The sequence below is a fragment of the Acinetobacter gyllenbergii genome (assembly GCF_001682515.1).
GTDB classification, from domain to species: domain Bacteria; phylum Pseudomonadota; class Gammaproteobacteria; order Pseudomonadales; family Moraxellaceae; genus Acinetobacter; species Acinetobacter gyllenbergii.
The window spans coordinates 80,541-100,111 of record NZ_KV575263.1 but is presented as its reverse complement, the minus strand read 5'-3'; the positions used below and the strand labels follow the sequence as shown (position 1 = coordinate 100,111).

Annotated in this window: 19 protein-coding genes and 2 pseudogenes; 10 read left to right on the top strand and 11 right to left on the bottom strand. The window is 40.5% G+C overall.

Features of this window, described 5'->3' with window-relative positions; translation table 11 throughout:
* Positions 1–14: 14 nt before the first annotated feature.
* A complete protein-coding gene (locus tag NG55_RS09585) occupies positions 15–605 on the bottom strand; it encodes a YqiA/YcfP family alpha/beta fold hydrolase (protein ID WP_016542281.1) in 591 nt (196 codons plus the stop codon).
* A 262-nt stretch (positions 606–867) separates the two neighbouring features.
* Here NG55_RS09585 and NG55_RS09580 point away from each other — a divergent pair, with 262 nt between their 5' ends.
* Positions 868–2,214 carry a PGAP1-like alpha/beta domain-containing protein gene (locus tag NG55_RS09580; protein ID WP_016542280.1) on the top strand — a complete coding sequence of 449 codons (1,347 nt, stop codon included), beginning with the start codon at positions 868–870 and terminating at the stop codon, positions 2,212–2,214.
* Positions 2,215–2,293: 79 nt separating this feature from the next.
* Here the strand turns inward: NG55_RS09580 and NG55_RS09575 are convergent, their stop codons facing one another.
* The 8 genes and pseudogenes from NG55_RS09575 to gshA all read right to left on the bottom strand — a co-directional run bounded on the left by NG55_RS09575 (position 2,294) and on the right by gshA (position 8,273).
* Entirely contained in the window at positions 2,294–2,839 is a 546-nt protein-coding gene (locus NG55_RS09575; RefSeq protein ID WP_065343124.1) for a hypothetical protein, read from the bottom strand.
* A 17-nt stretch (positions 2,840–2,856) separates the two neighbouring features.
* Complete coding sequence (locus NG55_RS09570) at positions 2,857–3,387, bottom strand: hypothetical protein (protein ID WP_065343123.1); 531 nt, start codon at positions 3,385–3,387, stop codon at positions 2,857–2,859.
* A 160-nt stretch (positions 3,388–3,547) separates the two neighbouring features.
* A complete protein-coding gene (locus NG55_RS09565) occupies positions 3,548–4,069 on the bottom strand; it encodes a hypothetical protein (RefSeq protein WP_065343122.1) in 522 nt (173 codons plus the stop codon).
* Between the two features lie 90 nt (positions 4,070–4,159).
* Positions 4,160–5,074, bottom strand: a pseudogene (locus NG55_RS09560) (hypothetical protein).
* 104 nt (positions 5,075–5,178) lie between these two features.
* The gene (locus NG55_RS09555; protein ID WP_065343121.1) at positions 5,179–5,556 is read right to left on the bottom strand and encodes a hypothetical protein; all 378 of its coding nucleotides are present in this window, start codon (positions 5,554–5,556) and stop codon (positions 5,179–5,181) included.
* A gap of 128 nt (positions 5,557–5,684) precedes the next feature.
* Positions 5,685–5,996 (bottom strand): annotated as a pseudogene (locus NG55_RS09550) (contractile injection system protein, VgrG/Pvc8 family); the annotation flags it as partial.
* A 177-nt stretch (positions 5,997–6,173) separates the two neighbouring features.
* The gene (locus NG55_RS09545; protein ID WP_016542271.1) at positions 6,174–6,680 is read right to left on the bottom strand and encodes a disulfide bond formation protein B; all 507 of its coding nucleotides are present in this window, start codon (positions 6,678–6,680) and stop codon (positions 6,174–6,176) included.
* 18 nt (positions 6,681–6,698) lie between these two features.
* The gene (gshA, locus tag NG55_RS09540; protein WP_065343119.1) at positions 6,699–8,273 is read right to left on the bottom strand and encodes a glutamate--cysteine ligase; all 1,575 of its coding nucleotides are present in this window, start codon (positions 8,271–8,273) and stop codon (positions 6,699–6,701) included.
* A 227-nt stretch (positions 8,274–8,500) separates the two neighbouring features.
* Between gshA and NG55_RS09535 the strand changes: the two genes are divergently transcribed.
* From NG55_RS09535 to NG55_RS09515, 5 genes are all read left to right on the top strand, one after another.
* On the top strand, positions 8,501–9,040 hold the full coding sequence (locus NG55_RS09535) for a DUF924 family protein (protein WP_023271104.1): 540 nt from the start codon (positions 8,501–8,503) through the stop codon (positions 9,038–9,040).
* A 36-nt stretch (positions 9,041–9,076) separates the two neighbouring features.
* The gene (locus tag NG55_RS09530; protein ID WP_016542268.1) at positions 9,077–9,634 is read left to right on the top strand and encodes a CC0125/CC1285 family lipoprotein; all 558 of its coding nucleotides are present in this window, start codon (positions 9,077–9,079) and stop codon (positions 9,632–9,634) included.
* 18 nt (positions 9,635–9,652) lie between these two features.
* A complete protein-coding gene (locus NG55_RS09525) occupies positions 9,653–10,960 on the top strand; it encodes a DUF445 domain-containing protein (protein WP_065343118.1) in 1,308 nt (435 codons plus the stop codon).
* A gap of 245 nt (positions 10,961–11,205) precedes the next feature.
* On the top strand, positions 11,206–12,360 hold the full coding sequence (locus NG55_RS09520) for a pyridoxal phosphate-dependent aminotransferase (protein WP_065343117.1): 1,155 nt from the start codon (positions 11,206–11,208) through the stop codon (positions 12,358–12,360).
* 97 nt (positions 12,361–12,457) lie between these two features.
* Entirely contained in the window at positions 12,458–13,825 is a 1,368-nt protein-coding gene (locus NG55_RS09515; RefSeq protein WP_016542265.1) for an MATE family efflux transporter, read from the top strand.
* Positions 13,826–14,262: 437 nt separating this feature from the next.
* On the opposite strand, the gene NG55_RS09510 is transcribed toward NG55_RS09515, so the two are convergent.
* Complete coding sequence (locus tag NG55_RS09510; RefSeq protein ID WP_065343116.1) at positions 14,263–15,090, bottom strand: SDR family NAD(P)-dependent oxidoreductase; 828 nt, start codon at positions 15,088–15,090, stop codon at positions 14,263–14,265.
* A 306-nt stretch (positions 15,091–15,396) separates the two neighbouring features.
* Between NG55_RS09510 and NG55_RS09505 the strand changes: the two genes are divergently transcribed.
* The 4 genes from NG55_RS09505 (at position 15,397) to NG55_RS09490 (ending at position 18,982) form a co-directional block, all read left to right on the top strand.
* Positions 15,397–16,074, top strand: a complete 678-nt coding sequence (locus NG55_RS09505) for a TetR/AcrR family transcriptional regulator (RefSeq protein WP_065343115.1) — start codon at positions 15,397–15,399, stop codon at positions 16,072–16,074.
* Positions 16,075–16,325: 251 nt separating this feature from the next.
* Positions 16,326–17,036 carry a phosphate regulon transcriptional regulator PhoB gene (phoB, locus tag NG55_RS09500; RefSeq protein WP_004657056.1) on the top strand — a complete coding sequence of 237 codons (711 nt, stop codon included), beginning with the start codon at positions 16,326–16,328 and terminating at the stop codon, positions 17,034–17,036.
* Between the two features lie 9 nt (positions 17,037–17,045).
* Positions 17,046–18,404 carry a phosphate regulon sensor histidine kinase PhoR gene (phoR, locus tag NG55_RS09495; RefSeq protein ID WP_016542262.1) on the top strand — a complete coding sequence of 453 codons (1,359 nt, stop codon included), beginning with the start codon at positions 17,046–17,048 and terminating at the stop codon, positions 18,402–18,404.
* Positions 18,405–18,514: 110 nt separating this feature from the next.
* The gene (locus NG55_RS09490) at positions 18,515–18,982 is read left to right on the top strand and encodes a DUF2147 domain-containing protein (protein ID WP_065343114.1); all 468 of its coding nucleotides are present in this window, start codon (positions 18,515–18,517) and stop codon (positions 18,980–18,982) included.
* A 95-nt stretch (positions 18,983–19,077) separates the two neighbouring features.
* Here NG55_RS09490 and NG55_RS09485 read toward each other — a convergent pair whose 3' ends face one another.
* Complete coding sequence (locus NG55_RS09485; protein ID WP_065343113.1) at positions 19,078–19,530, bottom strand: PACE efflux transporter; 453 nt, start codon at positions 19,528–19,530, stop codon at positions 19,078–19,080.
* Positions 19,531–19,571: the final 41 nt, after the last annotated feature.

Sequence of the window (19,571 nt, the reverse complement as noted above, 5' to 3'; positions counted from 1 at the left end):
TTGGTCTGACTTCCTTATTGGATCGCTGCCGATAAAAATTCGAGAATTAAAGGTAATTTTTCTTCAAAATCATCCATTGCATGATTACCATTAGCGTCGGTTAAAATCAATGATGATGGATGAACTGCACTATAATAACGTTGAGCTTGCTGATAATCCAAGACTTCATCGCCTTGTTGCAATAGCACCAGAATTTTATCAGCATGAACGAGTTTCGTGTCAGCAATCGATTGTAATTGCTGCAATTGATCAGCATCAAGTGTCCATGATGCAGTGACTTTGAGCGGGATTTGCTCAATCCCGAATAAATCTTCGAATAACTGCCATGGTTGCATAGCTGGATTAATCAGTACAGCAGGATAACCATATTTTGCGACAAGGTATGTCGCATAAAAGCCGCCCAGACTGCTTCCAACTAAAACCACTTTATCGTTTGGTAAATTTTCGATAAGCTGTGACAGCTGTTGCAGTACTCGATTGGGTGATTGATTTAAATCAGGTAAATGCACCTGTATCGTCTCGTACTGTGCACAATATTGTTGCAGTTGTTGCCCTTTTATCGACATCGGACTACTGCGAAAACCATGTAGATAGATAATTTGCATACGCACCAAAATAGGCAATGGCTTGACATAAAGTGAAATAAATCACATTATTTTGATTAATTGTTAATCAAATAACAATATAAATTACATTTAAGCTCGATATTGTCTGACACAAAAAACGATACTGTACTCCGTTCATCAGTATTCTAAAAAAATTACGTTTGAAAGACATAAGATGTAAGAGTTTGTTGTAGTTTATCTAAATAATATTCAGAAAAATCACTTCAAACCTTCGGTATATATCAAGGATGGGGAAATTAATATGCCAAGTTTAACGCCTCTGCATGAAACCTATTGTAAGTGGGATCGTACCCCCCCAAGTCAGGCAGATGTTTTGGAGGGTTTGGCACAGCTGGTCAGTACCAGTCTCAGTGGCGTACACGAACTGATTCAAGTGGTACAAACCGAAGTATTAAGGACAACGCTCGGTTTAAGTGCACAAAAAGCCAAACAATTACAAAAACACCCACAACTGCAAAAATTTTATCAGTTCTCTTATGTGGCACTGCAAAAATATGGCAGTCATTTTCTAGCGCCTAATTTACGTCGCATTATTGAAAAATTTCCAGTCTTACATGACAAGCCCTTAACCCCAACCCTGCATTTTTTAGTAGGTGCACTGAATGGAATTTTTGGTGATTTCTTTTTAAAGCAGCACAATCCAATGGCTTTGCCGATGGTGCTTTATGATCACTATGGTTCTTTACAGCAAGGCGAGTTAACTGGACGTGTGGTGATTCTTGCACATGGTTTGTGTATGAACCATTTGACTTGGTCTAATCATCGTTATGGCGGGATTGGTGAACGCTTACTTGCACAACGTGATAACAACACCATGTTGTATCTCAACTACAATACTGGGCGTCGAATTTCCGCCAATGGCCGTAGTTTTGCCAATACCCTAGAGGATTTGGTGCAGCGTAATCCACGTATCACCAGTATTGACCTGATAGGCCACAGTATGGGCGGCTTGGTTTCACGTAGTGCCCTGTTTTATGGCAAACAGAATCTGTATCAATGGGTGCATATGGTCGAGAATTTGGTCTGTATCGGTTCGCCTCACCATGGTGCAGTGCTCGAACGCTTTGGTTTTGTCTTGCAGGACAAACTCGGTGGCTTCCCGTTTATCAACTTGCTTGGTCAGTTAGTAAATGTGCGTAGTAACGGCATACTCGATCTGCGTTATGGCAGTGTTCGTGATGATGACTGGGAGCATAATGATGCCCGCATTGGCTTTGCCGATGACAATCGTAAACCCGCTCCGCTACCATCCCATATCAATACCTTCTTGATTGCAGGAACATTAGAGTTTGAGAAGTTACGGAATAAAGCGTTGTCTGTGATTGGGGATTATCTGGTCAGTGTTAAAAGTGCTTTGGGTGAACACCAAAATCCACGTTTCCAACTGAAATTACCTGATACGCATAAAGCGGTTTTCTATGGACTGAATCACTTTGAAATTCAATATCACTCCAGTGTCGCTGAGCAAATTACGCGTTGGTTATATCCTGATGCGGGTGAAAAAGTTGAGGCAGGTGTGCAAACCCATATGATCAATGTCCCTCAGAACTATACCTTTGATGATTTAGAAGGCATTGTTGAGACCTAAACCATAAAAGCTCAGTTAGGTTCTAGCTGAGCTTTTCCGATCAAAAGCTGTAATAGGCTCAATCTGGTTAGGAATAGCTTTACTTCACAAATTCACCTTGGTCATTTAATTTTAGTTTTAGATCTTTTCCATCTTCTTTATATAAAATTTCATACTTCTGATTAATAACAATATTTTGAGATGCATCTAAGGTAATGCTTTTAACCAAGCCAAACTTGTTCACTGTTGTCAGATTTATTTCTGGATTTCCAGCTTCACTTGAAGAAGGAGATGTAATTAATAAAATACCCGTGCTTGTTTCAGGGAAAACAACGGAATCTCCATAGCTTGGGTTAATAAAGTTATAAACTTTAATCAGACGACTGCTATCAATCAAATTGATTGAGCCACAGTTCATTCTTTGTGCCGATAAAATACAGTTAAGATGTGCATTTGAGTTATAAGGAAGTGAAGTGATCAGGAAGCCATTATTTTCTAGTTTTTCAGGAATTGATGAGGCCTTTTTTATTTGGCTTTGATCGGAAATTTCATGTTTTATTTCTGGAGCATTGCTACAGGAACAAGCCAAGAGACTTAGACTAACCAAGCCTAGAATGTAGGTATATTTTCTATAGGATGAAGTCATAATAAATTCCTTTAAAATTAACCACAACGACCATAATATTCACTGAATTTAATCTTTTTCTTGGTTAAGCAATTTACCTGCTTCGGTATGTAATCATCAGGTGTTTCAGCTTTAGGATAAAGTAAATAATCATCTTGAATTAAAACAGGTTCCTTATTCTTTTCTGTTTTAAAGGTTGAATACCTATGTCCGACTTCAGAACGATCTGCACAAGTGCGATATTCCAAGGTAAAGTTATTTTTGCTAACAGCAATATTATCAAATGAGCTATAAATGCATCCATTATAAGAATTATTAAAAATTTGACTGTTCTCATACATTAGTGATTTATCTATGCCACTCAAAATACGTATAGATGTCAACTGATCTTTTTTTCCTAAAATTTCAATTAAATCAATAACACCATCACGATTAACATCCATTCTGTAAGATTGTAAAACTATTGCTTTCGGATTCAAAGAAACGTTTTCTGCAGAATGTGTCGACGCTGTCGCAAAACTTAAACTAACAGTAATTAACAATCCTTTGAGCAAAAGATTAAATTTCATTTTTTCCTCCAGAATAGAACAGTTTTATCATAATAGATTAAAGAAAAATTGGCTTAGCCTCAAAAAACTTAAAATTAGATTCAGAAAGATTCTGTAAAATTAAAATAGTAATTGAGTTATGCTATCTAGAGTTTTTTCCATCATTTCACTTAACTCTATCTCACTTTTTTAAAAAACTTCTATCTTTTAAATTAAATATATAACATTCATTCTCAACATTTATATTATTATCTTGATAGGAAAACGTTGTACCTGACAAACAAACTTGATTGCTAACTTGACTAAACTTAACGATAGAGGGCTCTGATGCAATCTCTTCGAATCTATCATCAACAAAATAACCTACAGACTGCTCTAATGGATATACATTCTTCGTTGCAGGATCCAATACAACAAAATATTTGACTTTCCTAGGTACCCCCTTTCCTGCATCTCTTTCTTTTTCAATTACTAAAGCAATTTTATTTTGAGAAAAATTTACTTTTTTGCTTAATGCATTATTATAAATTTTTAAAAAGTTATCTGAGCAAAAATCAATATATCCTTGCTCAAACTTACACTTAGCAACATTGTCTCGTGTAATTGTATCAACATCAAAATATTGATTATTTTCTTTAGAAAAACAAGAACTTGAAAGAACTAAACCAATAGTAAATATCATTACTGCTTTCAAAAAACTCATTTCATACTTCCTATTAATGATTTTAAAATTTATTAAAAAATATAAAAAAAACACCTCAAAACTATTAGGTTATACCAATACAAAATAAAATTACTCTTGTTTTAAATTTCTCTTTAATAATTTTCCATTTTTATCCTTATAACTTATTACTCCTGAGCTATCAATTGATTAATAATCACCCATTTTCTCTACACTTAGTATAGGTTTTATTTTTATTAAATAAAATTCAGAGCTGGACTCTTCCTCTGTATCTATATATTTTTCAGCAATAGAGTAGAAGCTGTCTTTAAATTCTGGTAGAAATCTAAATGTATTTGCATTTAATGAATTTACTTTTGAGTCATTTAACAAGTCTACTAAACTTGGTGATACTTTTTTTAATTCAGATAAGGAATATGCACGATTATTAGTCTTTTCAAGTTGTTCACATTTTTTAATTGAATTTTTCTCAGCACATTTAGAAAAATAATCCGAAGAAATTGGAAGCTTTATTTTATTTACCAAAAATTTAAAACTAAGATTTTCCTGTTTTTGCACCTGCCTCCCCAAATCAACTCTGGATTTAAAATCAAAACTTCCATTATTATATATATAGCAAGTTCTCACAGCGGCATATGAGTTTCGATACTGATTAAAATCTCCATTTAGGCAAAATAAATTTTTATCCGATGAAAATTCTATAGGTTTAATATTTGACACTACACTCAATGATGCTGGAAATGTATAAACTTTTTTACTTTCCAAATCTATGACTGCTAAATATAAATCATTTCTTTCTTTAAAATTTATTAAAAATTTATTTTTATCAAAATTTGATTTTTTACTTTTTAAAATATTACTATAGTTTCTTAATTTCTCACTGGTACAAAAATCAACCTCATCATAATCAATAGAACAGCCTTTTACATCAATTTCACTAATATCCTTTGCTGCAAATATTTTAGTTGAATATCCTAAAATTGATAAAATTACAAATACATTTAAGCTAATAGAAGTTTTTTTCATTCTTACTATGTCCACTACAGTTCATTTTAACTCATCAATTCAAGGCTTAGTTATTAAAACTTAAATAGAATCACCTAAAAATTTATAACTATATAAGAATAAAGTTATCGTTTCATATAATTCACCTTGTCAACCACAAAAATTAAATTGGTATAATGAAACATAGAATCAGCTGAATACAGACCTTTACACGTTATTTGTGCGGGTTTGTGATATTCAATATTATATTTCACATCTAAATAATTCAACTGAATTTCTTTTATCTTTTTATAATCTTCACCCTCTTCTTTCAAATAAAAATCTTTAGCAGTTGCCAGTAAAACAACATCATAGGAATGTGCTTTATTTTCTTCATCTATGATTTTTTTATTTAGTATATGACCTGTTAAGATTATAAAATTATCACTCGCATATGTCTGTGATAAAAATATGATGTTCGCTACTATGGCAAAAAACAAAGCGTTTATTTTTAGGTTAATCATCACGGCACTCTACTTTTACTAATTTACCGCCCTCTTCCCACTCTATCCAATTTAACACCCTTTTTATAAGTACTATCATAGATAAAAATTTGAGAAATGGGTCACATCGTTTTTTAAGGTCAGCTTTACAGGGTTAATGCGCCATCACTTTGCCCATAACTGGCCTCAGTCACAATCCCCGTGGTGCGAAACAGTTGCCCTGAATCGGTGACCTGATCAACCGCAACCTGAACCCCAATAAACTGTTTGAGGGGAATCTGGGCATTGGTCGACAGGCAGATGAGTTCAGCTTCCAAACCCACATTGAGTTGATGCTGGCCTTGTATGCGTTGTAAAAAAACTTGATTATTCAGCAGTTTATTAGAAAATTGTACGTGGATGGCACGTTTCTGTGCATTTAGCCCTATTTTTTCTAATACATTAAATATATTAAAAAGCATTTTTTATAATCAGATCGTACGGGGAATCGGCTGAACTTTACAAAAAACAGAATGATCTGTCCATAAAAATAGTCTTTAAACAACAAAATGGCACATATTGTTTAGTTATTGAGAAAATAAAACCCGAAATAGGCATTCATATTTCGGGTTTTAAAATCATTTAGAACAACGATTCGCTTATTTTTGTGTAACGCTATAGTTTCTAAATAATTGCCATAAGCAGATCAACAAAATCAAACTGAAATAAGCCAGAGACCAAACAGGTAGAGATTGACCGAGGAAAGTCCAATCTATTGCGGCGCATTCACCTGAACCCGAAAGCACTTCTTGCAGTACGGTTTTCATTGGCAAGGCATCCACCAGATAGTTTAAGCCAGGTCCACAGCTTGGCACCTGATCAGGCGGTAAACTTTGCAGCCAAACATGACGTGCCGCAACACCAACCGACCAACCAATCGATAAGGTCGCTAAGAAGGCATAAAAACGTTTAAATCCGCTTGAAACTGGATTATGAATAAATGCCACAAGCGCAATTATACCCATTCCAATTAAGCCAAGGCGTTGGAAAATACAGAGTGGACAAGGATCCAAACCTTGCACATGTTCTAAATACAACGCAAATGAGATACCAATGATGCTGGTCAGTACCAAAACAGCGCTGACTAGGCGGTAATTCCAACGCATGGGAAATCCTCTAAAATATTAGCGATATTGTGCAAGATATTGTTCAAAACTCATGTCGTTATCTTGTTCAAGTTGCGCCTGTTTTTGCAACGATGTTTGCGCCAATTGTTCAAAATAGTGTTTGCGTTCTTCACTGAGTGGATGCTGGTCATAATGATCAACATGTTGCTGTGCCATGACACTCCCAAAATTCCATGTACCGCCATGCTGCAAGGTGTCTGCAATCACGTGCGCCGAAGGGGTATTTTCGACATGGTCTAGGCGTTGCTGCATCACTTGGATCGCATCTTGATACAGCTGGGTGCCATCCATTTGATCTAGTAGCTTGGCACAGGCTTGAATCGCATTTAAATGGCTTTGCGCCCAATCTTTTAACGAGATCGAACGATCTCCCTCTTCGATCTTGGCATCTGCCGCACGACCACGATTCACCACTTCCGTTTGGTTACGATCAATCTGTTCTTGTTCTTCAGCAAATAGATCTGGACTGTCTTTGAGTAAGCAGTACAAAGCTAAACTTTCAAGGAAGCCTGCCGAAATTTCATCAATCCCAATCGCGCTATACGGATTCACATCCACTGCACGTAATTCGACATAGCCGACACCACGATTTTTTAAGGCTTGTGAAGGCGTTTCACCCGCTTGTGGTACCTGTTTAGGGCGCACCAGACTGTAGTATTCATTTTCAATCTGTAATACATGATCATTGATCTGAATCGCCTCACCCTGCTCATCGTTGAGGCCCAGTGCCGTAAACTCTGGATAGGGGGTATGCACGGCTTTTTGTAAGCCATCCAGATAATCATGCAAGTCGTTATAATGAATGCCAAGCTCTTTTTGTGCTGAGTTTTGATAGCCCAAACGCCCCATTCGTAAAGCGGTTGCTTCAGGTAAATAGAGCGTACCCTTCACTAAGGGTTGTAAATGGTGCTGACGACCGGTCAGGAAGCAACGACACACTGATGGACTTGCGCCCAACATATACATCACCAAAGGAATCAGACGAATAAAATTACGGATCAAACCAAAATAACGATGGCTACGATAATCTTGCAGACTGAGCTGTTTTAATTGTGGGTTGCTTTCATGCTGCTGCAAAACCGCAAACAGTTGTTCTGGAAAGGATAAATTATAGTGTACCCCTGAAATGGTCTGCATACGGCGACCATAACGCACCCCTAAACCGCGGCGATACAGGGTTTTAAAGCGACCAATATTGGAACTGCCATATTGCGCCAGTTTAATATTTTCTTCGTTATCATCCAGCATGCAAGGCATCGACAAAGGCCAAAGTTTTTCACCCTCTTCGAGCTGCTGGTGCACCACACTATGGATATCACTTAACTCAGTTAAGGCTGCCGCAATGGTACTTTGTGGCGTGGTGATAAACTCCATCAACGCTTCTGAATAATCAGTGGTGATATGTGGATGTGTCAGTGCCGAACCTAACGCAATGGGGTGATTTTGTTGTGATAAAAATCCATTGCTTTGCATGCGTAGGCTTTCACGCTCAATCCCACGTAACATCCCCTTTAATAGCGAGGCATCTACCCAAGTTGGTATCACAGAGGAAGTAAGGCTGGGTTGATTCATATTCTATGCTCGCTTATTCAAGATCAGCCGACCACATACATGGTAACGACGTCGTCGATGCTACAGACATGTTCAACATGCCAATCCCTTCGACTCAGCCAATTATAACGACAATTACAATCTAGTCATCTGATTTAGTTTGGCAATTTTTATCACAATCTTGTTACATAAGACACGCAAAAATTGTGATTTTATTGAAAAATAAATCTTCCAATGGATACTCGACCATGCAAGCGCAAGACATTCTTAATTTTTGGTTTGACCCCGAGCATCGTTCACTTTGGTTTGCCAAAAGTGATGATTTTGATGCAAAAATTCGTACGTCCTTTGCAGAGATTCATCATCAGGCCGCTCAGGCGGAGCTGTGGTCTTGGCGTCAAACGCCTGAAGGCCGTTTGGCTGAGATTATTGTCCTCGATCAGTTCTCACGAAATTTATATCGAGATCAGGCACAGGCCTTTGCCTACGACAGCTTGGCACTGACCCTGTCACAAGAAGCAATTAGCTTGCAGCTGGATGCACAACTCAGTCCTGAGCAACGCTCCTTTCTCTATATGCCGTTTATGCATAGCGAATCCAAGCTCATACATGAATTTGCCCTAAAATTGTTTCAACGCTTAGGCAATGAAATTAATTTAAACTTTGAGAAAAAGCATAAAGTAATCATTGATCGTTTTGGACGTTATCCGCATCGCAATGCAATTTTAGGCCGTCACTCAAGTGCGGAAGAACTGGAATTTTTAACTCAACCGAATAGTAGTTTTTAAGTCGATCTCCCTCGACACTGTACACAGGAATGGCATATGAAAGCTTTATTAATATGCACCCCGCTCCTTGTCGCACTGACATTTGCAGGATGTGCAACGGTTCCCTCCAAACCCAGAACCTTTGACCAACTGGGTCAATTCACCGCTTATCCGTTAAATAACAAAACTTACCGCGTTGGTTTCCAAGCGGATAATAATTTGAGTTATGGTACGGCTGAGGAAATTACCTTGCTCAAAGCAGCGCAAACCACGGTCAAAAATGGTTTCCGTTATTTTAGTGTGGTGGATGATCCAAGTAATGCCCGTCATAAAACACCTCGTCAGGCGGTAATTTATCCGACACCATCTTATTATCCATATGGTTATTATCGTCGCCATCCAGCCTTTTGGCCGGATCCCTTCTACGATACCCCACAAGTGGTCAATATTGATCCGATTCAAGTGTCGTATACTATCGAGTGCTTTAAGACACAGCAGCAATCACCAGATGCCTTTGATGCACAGCTGATTTTGCAATCCTTGGGGCCTAAATATGGCTTGAGTCCAACAGGAGAGGTGTTGCAGCCCCCTGCACCACCTCAAAACAAGAAATGAAATTAAAAGGGTGACTCAATGAGTTCAGTCGAAGAAATCCACGTCCCAAGCTTACAACGAAGTAAATACTTCGCCACCATGGCCCTGATTATTGCAGTGGTGTCATGGGTCGCTTTAATGGTCGCGGCGCATTTTCTGCCTGAATATAAATGGCTCATCCATATTTTCATGCTTGGTGCAGAAGCCGGTGTGGTCGGTGGCTTAGCCGATTGGTATGCAGTGACGGTGTTATTCCGTAATCCTTTCGGCAGAATGCCCTTACCCAAACTGTTGCGAGATCATACCGAGATTATCCCGCGCAATAAGGCCCGTATTGCCGAGTCAATGGGGCGCTTTGTACAGGAAAATTTCCTTTCTCCACAGATCGTCGAACGTAGCCTACAAAATGCCGATATCAGTTTGGCTGTGGGTCAATGGCTGGCTAATCCAAAGAACAACCAGCACGTGGTGCAAATGATTCAGCACACGGTGCCGAGAATCTTTGAGTTTGTCAGCCAAGATCAAATTGCACATTTTGTTCAAAATAATAGTGTGCAATGGGTCAGAAGTACCAAGGTCAATAAATTGGCCAGTGAAATGCTGCGTGCCGTACTGGAAAATGATTTTCATCAAGATGTGTTGCAGCGCGGTCTCGATCTGGCGCATGAATGGATGGTGTCTCATCCTGAAGAAGCACGTGATTTATCACGTAAATTATTCCAAGAATTAGGCGTTTGGAAGTTAGCCAAAGGTGCAAGCTGGATCGGCATTGATGTACAGCAGCGTACCATTGATTCTCTGATTGAAAAAGTTGAATCGATGCTGGCCAATCCCGACCATCCTTGGCGTCAGGATATTGAAGCCACCACGCATAACCTGATGCTGGAACTGGCAAAACCTGATAGTGAAGCCAGCCAGCGTCTAAATCGTGGCAAAGATGCGCTGCTCGATAGCCAACAAGTGCTGAACTTTATCAGTGGCGCTGTGGCGATTTTATGTGATGCGATTAAAACTGATTTAATGCAGGAAGATTCAGGCATTGCCACCAATTTACAGGCGGCGATACAGCAACTCGGTGAAAGTCTGATCCAGAATGAAAAAGTGCGTCAGGTACTGAATGAAAAGATGATCGGCTTGGCCACCAATTTCAGTGAGCAATATAGCGACAAGATCATTCGTTACATCAGTGAGCGTATACATGAATGGGATTCTCGTGAAATGATCGCCAAAATTGAAAGTGAAGTTGGCGGTGATTTGCATATGATCCGTGTTAATGGTGTGATCGTTGGTGCCTTTATTGGTTTAGCACTCGGCGTGATTCGTGCCATTGTTGAAAATGTTTTGTAAATAAATCAAATCCTAAAATCCTCTAGCTAAATTTAAATCAGGATTAGCTATCGTGACGGCGGCATGGATGCCGCCCGTAGTGCTGCGGCCTCAAGGATGGGCCGTCAGCACTACAAAGGATTTTTGTTACTTTTCATCCTTGAAAAGTAAAACATGCCCATGCAAATTACATATAATTTCTCACAGCATACGAGGCTGTGCAGAGTCATCGTAAAAAAGAAATTAGAGATTAAAAAGGACATCCGATGTTGCAACTTCAGTCAAAACTCCCAAGCCAAGGCGTTACCATTTTTAGTGTCATGACTGAACTCGCACAACGACTCAATGCCCTGAACTTATCCCAAGGCTTCCCCGATTTCCCTGCGCCACCAGCCCTGCTCGAAGCACTGAGCCAAGCGACACTTTCAGGCTATAACCAATACCCTGCGGGTGACGGGGTACTGGCCTTAAGACAACAACTGGCGACACAATTCTTAGCACGCGATCAACTGCAACTCGATCCTGTCACTGAAATCACCATTACCCCAGGTGCAACCATTGCGATTTTCTGTGCCATTCAAGCCTGTATCCATGCCGGTGACGAAGTGATTATTTTCGACCCAAGTTATGACAGCTATGCCCCTGCGGTTCAGTTGGCAGGTGGAAAATCAATACATATCCATTTAGATGCACCCAGCTTTCAGGTGAATTGGCAAAAGGTCAAAGACAGTATCAATGCCAACACCCGCATGATCATTGTCAACACCCCACACAATCCAACAGGGGCAATTTGGTCAGAACAGGATTGGCGACAGTTAATTGAGCTGATTCAAGATAAAAATATCGTGGTGCTCTCCGATGAAGTCTATGAACACCTGATTTTTGATGGGCAAAAACACCATAGCGCACTGCAATTCCCTGAATTACGTGAACGCAGTTTTGTGATTGGTTCTTTCGGTAAAACCTATCATGTCACAGGCTGGAAAACTGGCTATTGTGTTGCTGCGCCACAACTCATGCGCCTGTTCCGCCAGATTTATCAATTTGCCAATTTCTGTGGCACCACCCCATGCCAGATTGCACTGGCCAACTATATGCAGCAACACCCAGAGCATATTCAAGAATTGCCAAGTTTTTATCAGGCGAAACGTGACTTGTTCAATGCCCAAATTCAAGATTCACGTTTCGACTTCATCCCATCTCAAGGCACCTATTTCCAAAATCTGGATTACAGTGCTATTCGCCCTGATCTTAATGATATCGAAATGTGCCAATTCCTTGCGGAGCAACATAAAATTGTGGCCATTCCAATTTCGGTATTTTATCAGCAGGCACCTGAATCATTACGCTTGATTCGCTTCTGCTTTGCCAAAACCGATCAAACACTGCAACGCGCAGGTGAAATCCTCGTACAATGTTGATCAACAAAAAGAAACTGAACCCTCATCTTCAACACAATTGAGAATGTTATGTTGAAAAAAATACCATCGTTTCAGGATGAAGCGTGAAGGAAATTGAATGACACCACGCCAACCCTTGGTGATGCAACCGAACCTCTGGAAAACCTTTTTTGTGTTTCTGGTGCCGCTGATTGCCACCAATATTTTACAAAACCTGTCAGGAACCATTAATACCATCTTTGTCGGTCAAATGATGGGCGTGAATGCGATTGCTGCTGTATCGGTATTCTTCCCGATCCTGTTCTTTTTACTGGCCTTTGTGATTGGAATTTCTGCAGGCTCCACGGTGCTGATTGGGCAGGCATGGGGTGCGCAGAATCTAGAAAAAGTTCGTGCCGTGATTGGCTCCACGGTCTATATGACCTTGATTGGCGGTAGCATTATTGCGGTTTTAGGTCTGATCTTCGCCAAACATATTTTGGAGTTGCTGGGCACCGATCCCAAAGTGATGCACCTGTCCTTGCCTTATGTGCAATGGATGTTGGTGGGCAGCCCCTTACTGTTCGTCTATATTATTTATACCTCGATCTTGCGGGGTGTCGGTGATAGTGTGACGCCACTGATTGCCCTGAGCCTGACCAGCTTGATTGGTTTGGGGGTGACCCCCGTTTTACTGAAAGGTTATTTTGGTTTCCCTGCTTTGGGGATTGTTGCCCCTGCGATTGCCACCATTATCGGTTATGCCGCTGTGCTAATTTTCTTAGCAATTTATCTGAACTATAAAAATCATCCGCTGAAAATTGATGGTCTATTGCTGCAACATATTCGTCATGATGCAGAGCTGAGTAAATTAATTTTAAAACTCGGCATACCGACTGGGATTCAGATGGTCACCACCTCCTTAGCGGGTCTGGTGATTATTGGCTTGATTAACCATTATGGTGCACATGCCACCGCAGCTTATGGTGCAGTCAATCAGGTACTGAACTACATCCAATTTCCAGCCTTGTCGATTTCAATTGCCGCTTCGATTTTTGCCGCACAAGCGATTGGTGCAGGTAAGCCTGATTTATTGGCCAAGGTCACCCGTACCGCTTTAGGCATGAATTTCTTATTCACGGGTAGTTTGATTGCCTTGGCTTATTTGTTCTCAAAATACTTAATGGCGCTGTTTATTACCGATCACAGTGTGATTGAGCTGGGTCAACAACTGTTATTCATTGTGCTGTGGTCAATTTTATTCTTTGGTGCCAGTGCCATTTTTGCCTCGATCATGCGGGCCAGTGGTGCAGTCAACATTCCGATGATGATTAATATTTTGACCATTGTTCTGATCGAAGTCCCGTGTGCCTATTGGTTTAGCTCACTTTGGGGTTTAACCGGGATTTGGATTGCTTACGCGCTGTCTTTTGTCTGCCTATGCCTGTTCCAAGCGTTCTATTATCAATTCTTTTGGAAAAAGACCAAGATTAAAGTCCTTATTTAACCTGAGTTCGAGGCTGAATATGATACTCGGAAACGTCATCTACAACCTGAGCAAGCCAAAGCGACTAAAGCTTTGGTGAAGCGCAAGATAAACACTGTGCGTAGTTTGTTATTCAAGCATAGCTTTCACCTTGTAGTACGGCAAAGATTATTAATCTTCGCTATTCGCCCCTCAGGTTTTGCTCTTACGGAGCATTCGCTCCTCATACCAAAACAAAAGTAGGGCGAGCCTGAACAAAGTTGAAATATATTTCAACTGAAGTGCAAGACGTAGTGGCTGATCCCAAAATTGGGTGAGAACATAGCAAGATTCCACCAAGCTAATTATTTTTAATAGGTTAGAGAGGACTTCAACCGAACTCAGATTGTTTAATATCTGTTTGTTCTAAAGGATATAAAAAAGCCATTCACAAGAATGGCTTTTTTCATGCTAACAACTTAGATCATCTTAGTTGCAAACGCTGCAATACGTTGATAACCCGTTGGGAATAAACGTTGGAACGAATCTACAATACGCGCATCGGTACCAATCAATAAACGGCGTTTATCTTTCAATACCGCATTTAAAATCTGACGTGCTGCTTCTTCTGGTGGGGTACGTAGGAACTTATCAAACTGCTTGATCGATTTGTTCGGGTCCATACCCAAGCTCTTCAAACTGTCATTCATTTTCGCTGCTTTGGCGATATTGGTACGAATCCCGCCTGGATGTACACAGAGAGAGCTGACACCGCCCTTCTCAATATCCAACTCCTGACGTAATGATTCAGTGAAACCACGTACCGCAAATTTGGTAGCGTTATACGCTGATTGCGTTGGTTGCGAGGTTAAACCAAAGATACTGGAGATGTTGATGATATGACCATCTTTACTTTGTTTGATGAATGGCAGGAATTCTTTGGTGCCATAAACCACACCCCAGAAATTAATGCCGACAATCCATTCTAAATCTTCATAGCTCGCACCTTCGACGGTTGAACCGAGTGCTACGCCTGCGTTGTTGAAGATCATGTTGACCGAACCATGATCTTGCACGGTTTCTTGTGCCCACTGTTTCACCGCATCGCGATTTGAAACATCGAGTACTTTGGTGGTCACTGTTACTGGATACTGCTTCACTAATTCGACAGTCTGTGCCAAGCCCTTTTCATTGATATCACTCAATGACAAATGACAGCCTTGTTTCGCCAACAAAACGGCCAATTGTTGTCCAATCCCAGAACCTGCGCCGGTGATCGCTGCGACTTTATTTTTAAAATTTTTCATTGCCTATCCTTTGTACTGCGAATGATACGCACATATTCGCTTAGCTCATGTGCTGTTTAACCTGTAACCAATATAATTTTGACAATACATGTTGTCAATATAGTACACTCTAGCTTTAAGACAAATGGCAATAACCAACACCCTACATGTCATAATAGGCCTATTTACATTTCATGACTGATGATGTTTAAAAGAGACAAGGCATATTTTCAAAATTTGGTTATGCTAGTCAGCACAACAAGGTTGAAATGCACATATTAGACTTAGACATACGATTTAAAGACTTTTTAGGGAACGGTTTTCTCAATGGCAACTCAAGATCAAACGACACGCAAGAAAAATAATACCGAAGTGAAAGAACGACAATTCAAAGGTCTGTCTTTAACTGAACGCAAAGAAGCACGTCGTGAAAAATTGATTGAAGCAGGTATCGCCACCTACGGCACACAGGGCTTTTTCTCGGTCACGGTCAAAGATGTCTGCAATGAAGCCAAGCTGACTGAACGCTATTTTTATGAATCATTTAAGAAAAGCGAAGAGCTGTTTCAAACCGTATTCTTAAAAATGATTGAGAAAATGCAAACCTGCTTAACCCAAGCTGTTCTGATGGCTGCGCCTGAACCCAAGAATATGGTGACTGCAGGTTTGTCGGCGTTATTGAGCGCAATTAAAGATGACCCTCGTATGGCACGGATTATTTATATTGATGCCATGCTAGTGCAAGACCTACATAATCAAGCCACCATTCAAGAAACGCTAACTCAGTTCGATCGCATCATTCAAGGCTTTGTGATGATTACCATGCCCAATGCCCCACATAGCACTGAAGAAGTCTCGTTGATGGCAACTGGCCTAAATGGTTATGTCACCCATATTATTATTCGTTGGGTCTCTGAAGGCTTTAAACAGCCTTTGGAAGATGTTCTGTCAGCATGCTGTGCTGTCTTTTTGTCTTTTATCGAAACCACCTCGCAAAAAAATTAAAATCGTTTTACAGTTTTGTGACACACAAAGCTGTTAAACTACAGTCTAGTTAAGCAAATGAATTCATTTGCTTTCTTGCTAGGCAAATTGTCATCAATCCGTCACGACTCTGCCCCATACTTGTCACAATTTATTGCTAAATTCGACTTTATTAATTCTTTTGCAATGATATTGTCATAATTAATCTTTGTAATAAGCCTGTCATAACAACAAAACGGTTAAACCGTTACAGATTTTAAGGGTATTGCGCTGTGAAAGATGACTATATTTTAATTGTCGATGATGAGCTACCGATCCGCGAAATGATCCATACCTCATTGGATATGGCAGGCTTCCAATGTTTACAAGCTGAGGATGCTAAACAAGCGCATCAGATCATCGTTGATCAGCGTCCTGCGCTTATTTTGCTGGATTGGATGCTACCGGGTGGTGTGAGTGGTGTAGATTTATGTCGCCGCCTCAAACGTGATGAAAACTTGGCCGAGATTCCAGTAATCATGCTGACTGCCCGTGGCGAAGAAGACCATAAAGTACAAGGTCTAGATGCGGGTGCTGATGATTACATGACCAAACCGTTCTCGACGCGTGAACTGGTATCTCGTATCAAAGCAGTACTGCGTCGTGCCAATGCACTGAGCGGTGAAAAAGTCATTGACGCCAATGGTTTGTTACTGGATCCTGTCAGCCAGCGTGTCAGCTTTGGCAATAGTATTTTAGATATGGGGCCAACCGAATATCGTTTATTGGCCTTCTTCATGACCCATCCTGAGCGCGCCTATACCCGTGCTCAACTCCTAGATCAAGTCTGGGGTGGCAATGTCTATATTGAAGACCGTACCATTGATGTGCATATCCGTCGTTTACGCAAAGTGTTAGAACCTTTTGGTGTCGATCGTTTTGTACAAACCGTTCGTGGCACAGGTTACCGTTTCTCGACACGAGCAGATTTAGCAGTAGGTTAAAAATCCTTTATGTATGAGCCTTACCCCGTCCCTGAGCTGGCACGTGAACACCAACGTTTTCGCTACAGCAGTTTATGGACCTTTGCGAAGCAAGATTTAAGACTGTTACTTTTTTTCTTATTGATTGCAAGCTTAGTTGGATTCGGGGTGGGTTACTTCTGGAGCTGTGTTTTTATTGCCTTCGTGCTGTTTTTTTTCCTACAGCTTCGTTCGCTTTATCTGGTCAATGAATGGATTTCTAATCGTCCTTATGATGTCCCACCCAATCTCAACGGGATTTGGGGCGCTTTGCTGTTCAATGTTTACCGTGCACAACGTCAAGAACGGATTGTTCAAGCAGAGATGGTCGGTTTAATTGATCGGGCACAATCCTCTTTGGTGGCATTGGCCGAAGCAGTGGTTTTAATTGATGATCAACATCAAATCGAATGGTGGAATCCTGCCGCTGAAAAACTATTGGGTATCAGTCCTCTAGACCGTGGTCGCAATTTATTGTCGATTCTGCGCCAACCCAATTTTATTGAATATTTCAACCATAGCGATCAATCTCCTGATGGTATCCGTTTACAGGCACAGATGGATGAAGAACGTTATGTACAAGTCAAACTCACCCGTTTTGGTGGCGAAAGCCGTCTGCTCGTCGCTTATGACACCACACGGGTACATAATCTGGAACAGATGCGTAAAGACTTTGTCGATAATATTTCACATGAGTTACGCACGCCCTTGACGGTGCTTAGTGGCTATATCGAAACCTTTACCGATCAAGATGATATTACTCCGCGCTGGAAGCGGGCTTTTACCCAGATGCAATCTCAGACCAAGCGCATGAATGCTCTGGTGAATGACCTATTGTTGTTATCTAATTTAGAAAATAATAAAAAAGTCGCGAAAAATCAGATTATTGATATGGCCAACCTGATGAACCAGATCTTTGATGATGCACGTGCCTACAATCTCGATTATGGCCATACCTTAAATTTGGATATTGATAGCCATTGCGATCTGATCGGTTCTGATATTGAAATTGCCAGTGCATTCAGCAACTTAATTACCAATGCCATTAAATACACGCCTGCAGGCGGCATCATTACCATTGGCTGGCACGAAGATGGTGACCATGCCTACTTTACCGTTCAGGACAATGGGATCGGAATTAATCCCAAGCATTTACCTCGTTTAACTGAACGTTTCTACCGTGTCGATAGTGCACGTAGCCGTCAGACAGGTGGAACTGGACTTGGACTGGCCATCGTGAAACATGTGTTGATGCAGCACGGCGCACATTTGGAAATTACCTCTAAAGAAAATGAAGGTTCAACCTTTACTGCGGTGTTCCCGAAAGAACGCTTATACCGCATGATTTAAACACGATAGGGAACTGCCAAGTTCCCTAAAACATGCTGTGATCATCCTACCAAAACAATATAATAAACCGTTGTTTCATTTCATTATTTATATTTTTCGACGTATTCCTCATGCTCAATACCTCTTTTATTCGTGCTTGTATTCTCTTACTTGGGCTCAATACGCCTTTGGCGATTCACGCTGCTCCGACAGATCCATTGATTGGGACGTGGAAAGTCGTGGATGAGCGTACAGGTTCCTATCTCTCTGATATCGTAATTCGTAGACATTCAGCCACTGAACAATACAGTGCCGTGATTGTCAAAATGTATCCTTCTGCCAAGGAAGCAGCACCAACCTTATGTACAGCCTGTACGGGCACGTTAAAAAACCAGCAGATGATCGGCATGGAAGTGCTAACCGGTCTAAAGATGTTGAGTCAAAATGAGGAATTTGGACAAGGCGTTTGGCTCAATCCGTACGATGGACAGAAATACAACCTGAATGCGCGTTTAAGCAAAACAGGCAAAATGCTGAGCATCAATGCCAAAAATCCAGCCAATAACAGTTTCCGTAACATGACTTGGATTCGACTTTAATCACTCAATTTTTATGTTAAAAATTAATTGATAAATCATATAAAAAGAGTGCATTTTATGCACTCTTTTTATGAATTCAGCCATAAAACTGTAGACTAAGAGCTGGCTTTGGCACTCAACGTTTTCGGCTCAAGCAAATGGCTAGGCAAGCCAAAAATATGATCAAAAAAGTAATTATAAACAAAGGTATAACATGGAATCAGCACCATCAAACTGAAATCCAGCAAGAAGGCTTTCACCAAACTGATCTGCATCCACCATGCAATGAGCGGAATCAAAATCATCACCAAAACAATTTGAAAGCCAATTGCATGCGCCACACGTCTCCACACTGTGCGCTTTTTGGAGATCTGCTTCTTTTCCCACAGCTCAAATACATAGTTATAAAAAAAATTCACCGTCACTGCGATCACGGCAATCAAGATCGACAATGGCCCTGTATGGCTGATGGTGGTACCCGAAAGTACGGCCAACACCATTGCACAGATAAAAAAGCTAAAAACTTCATAGAAAAACACATAGGTGACTCTTCTCTTGGTTCCTTGCATGACCACACCTTAAAATCAATAATGGGTGGATTTTACGCTCT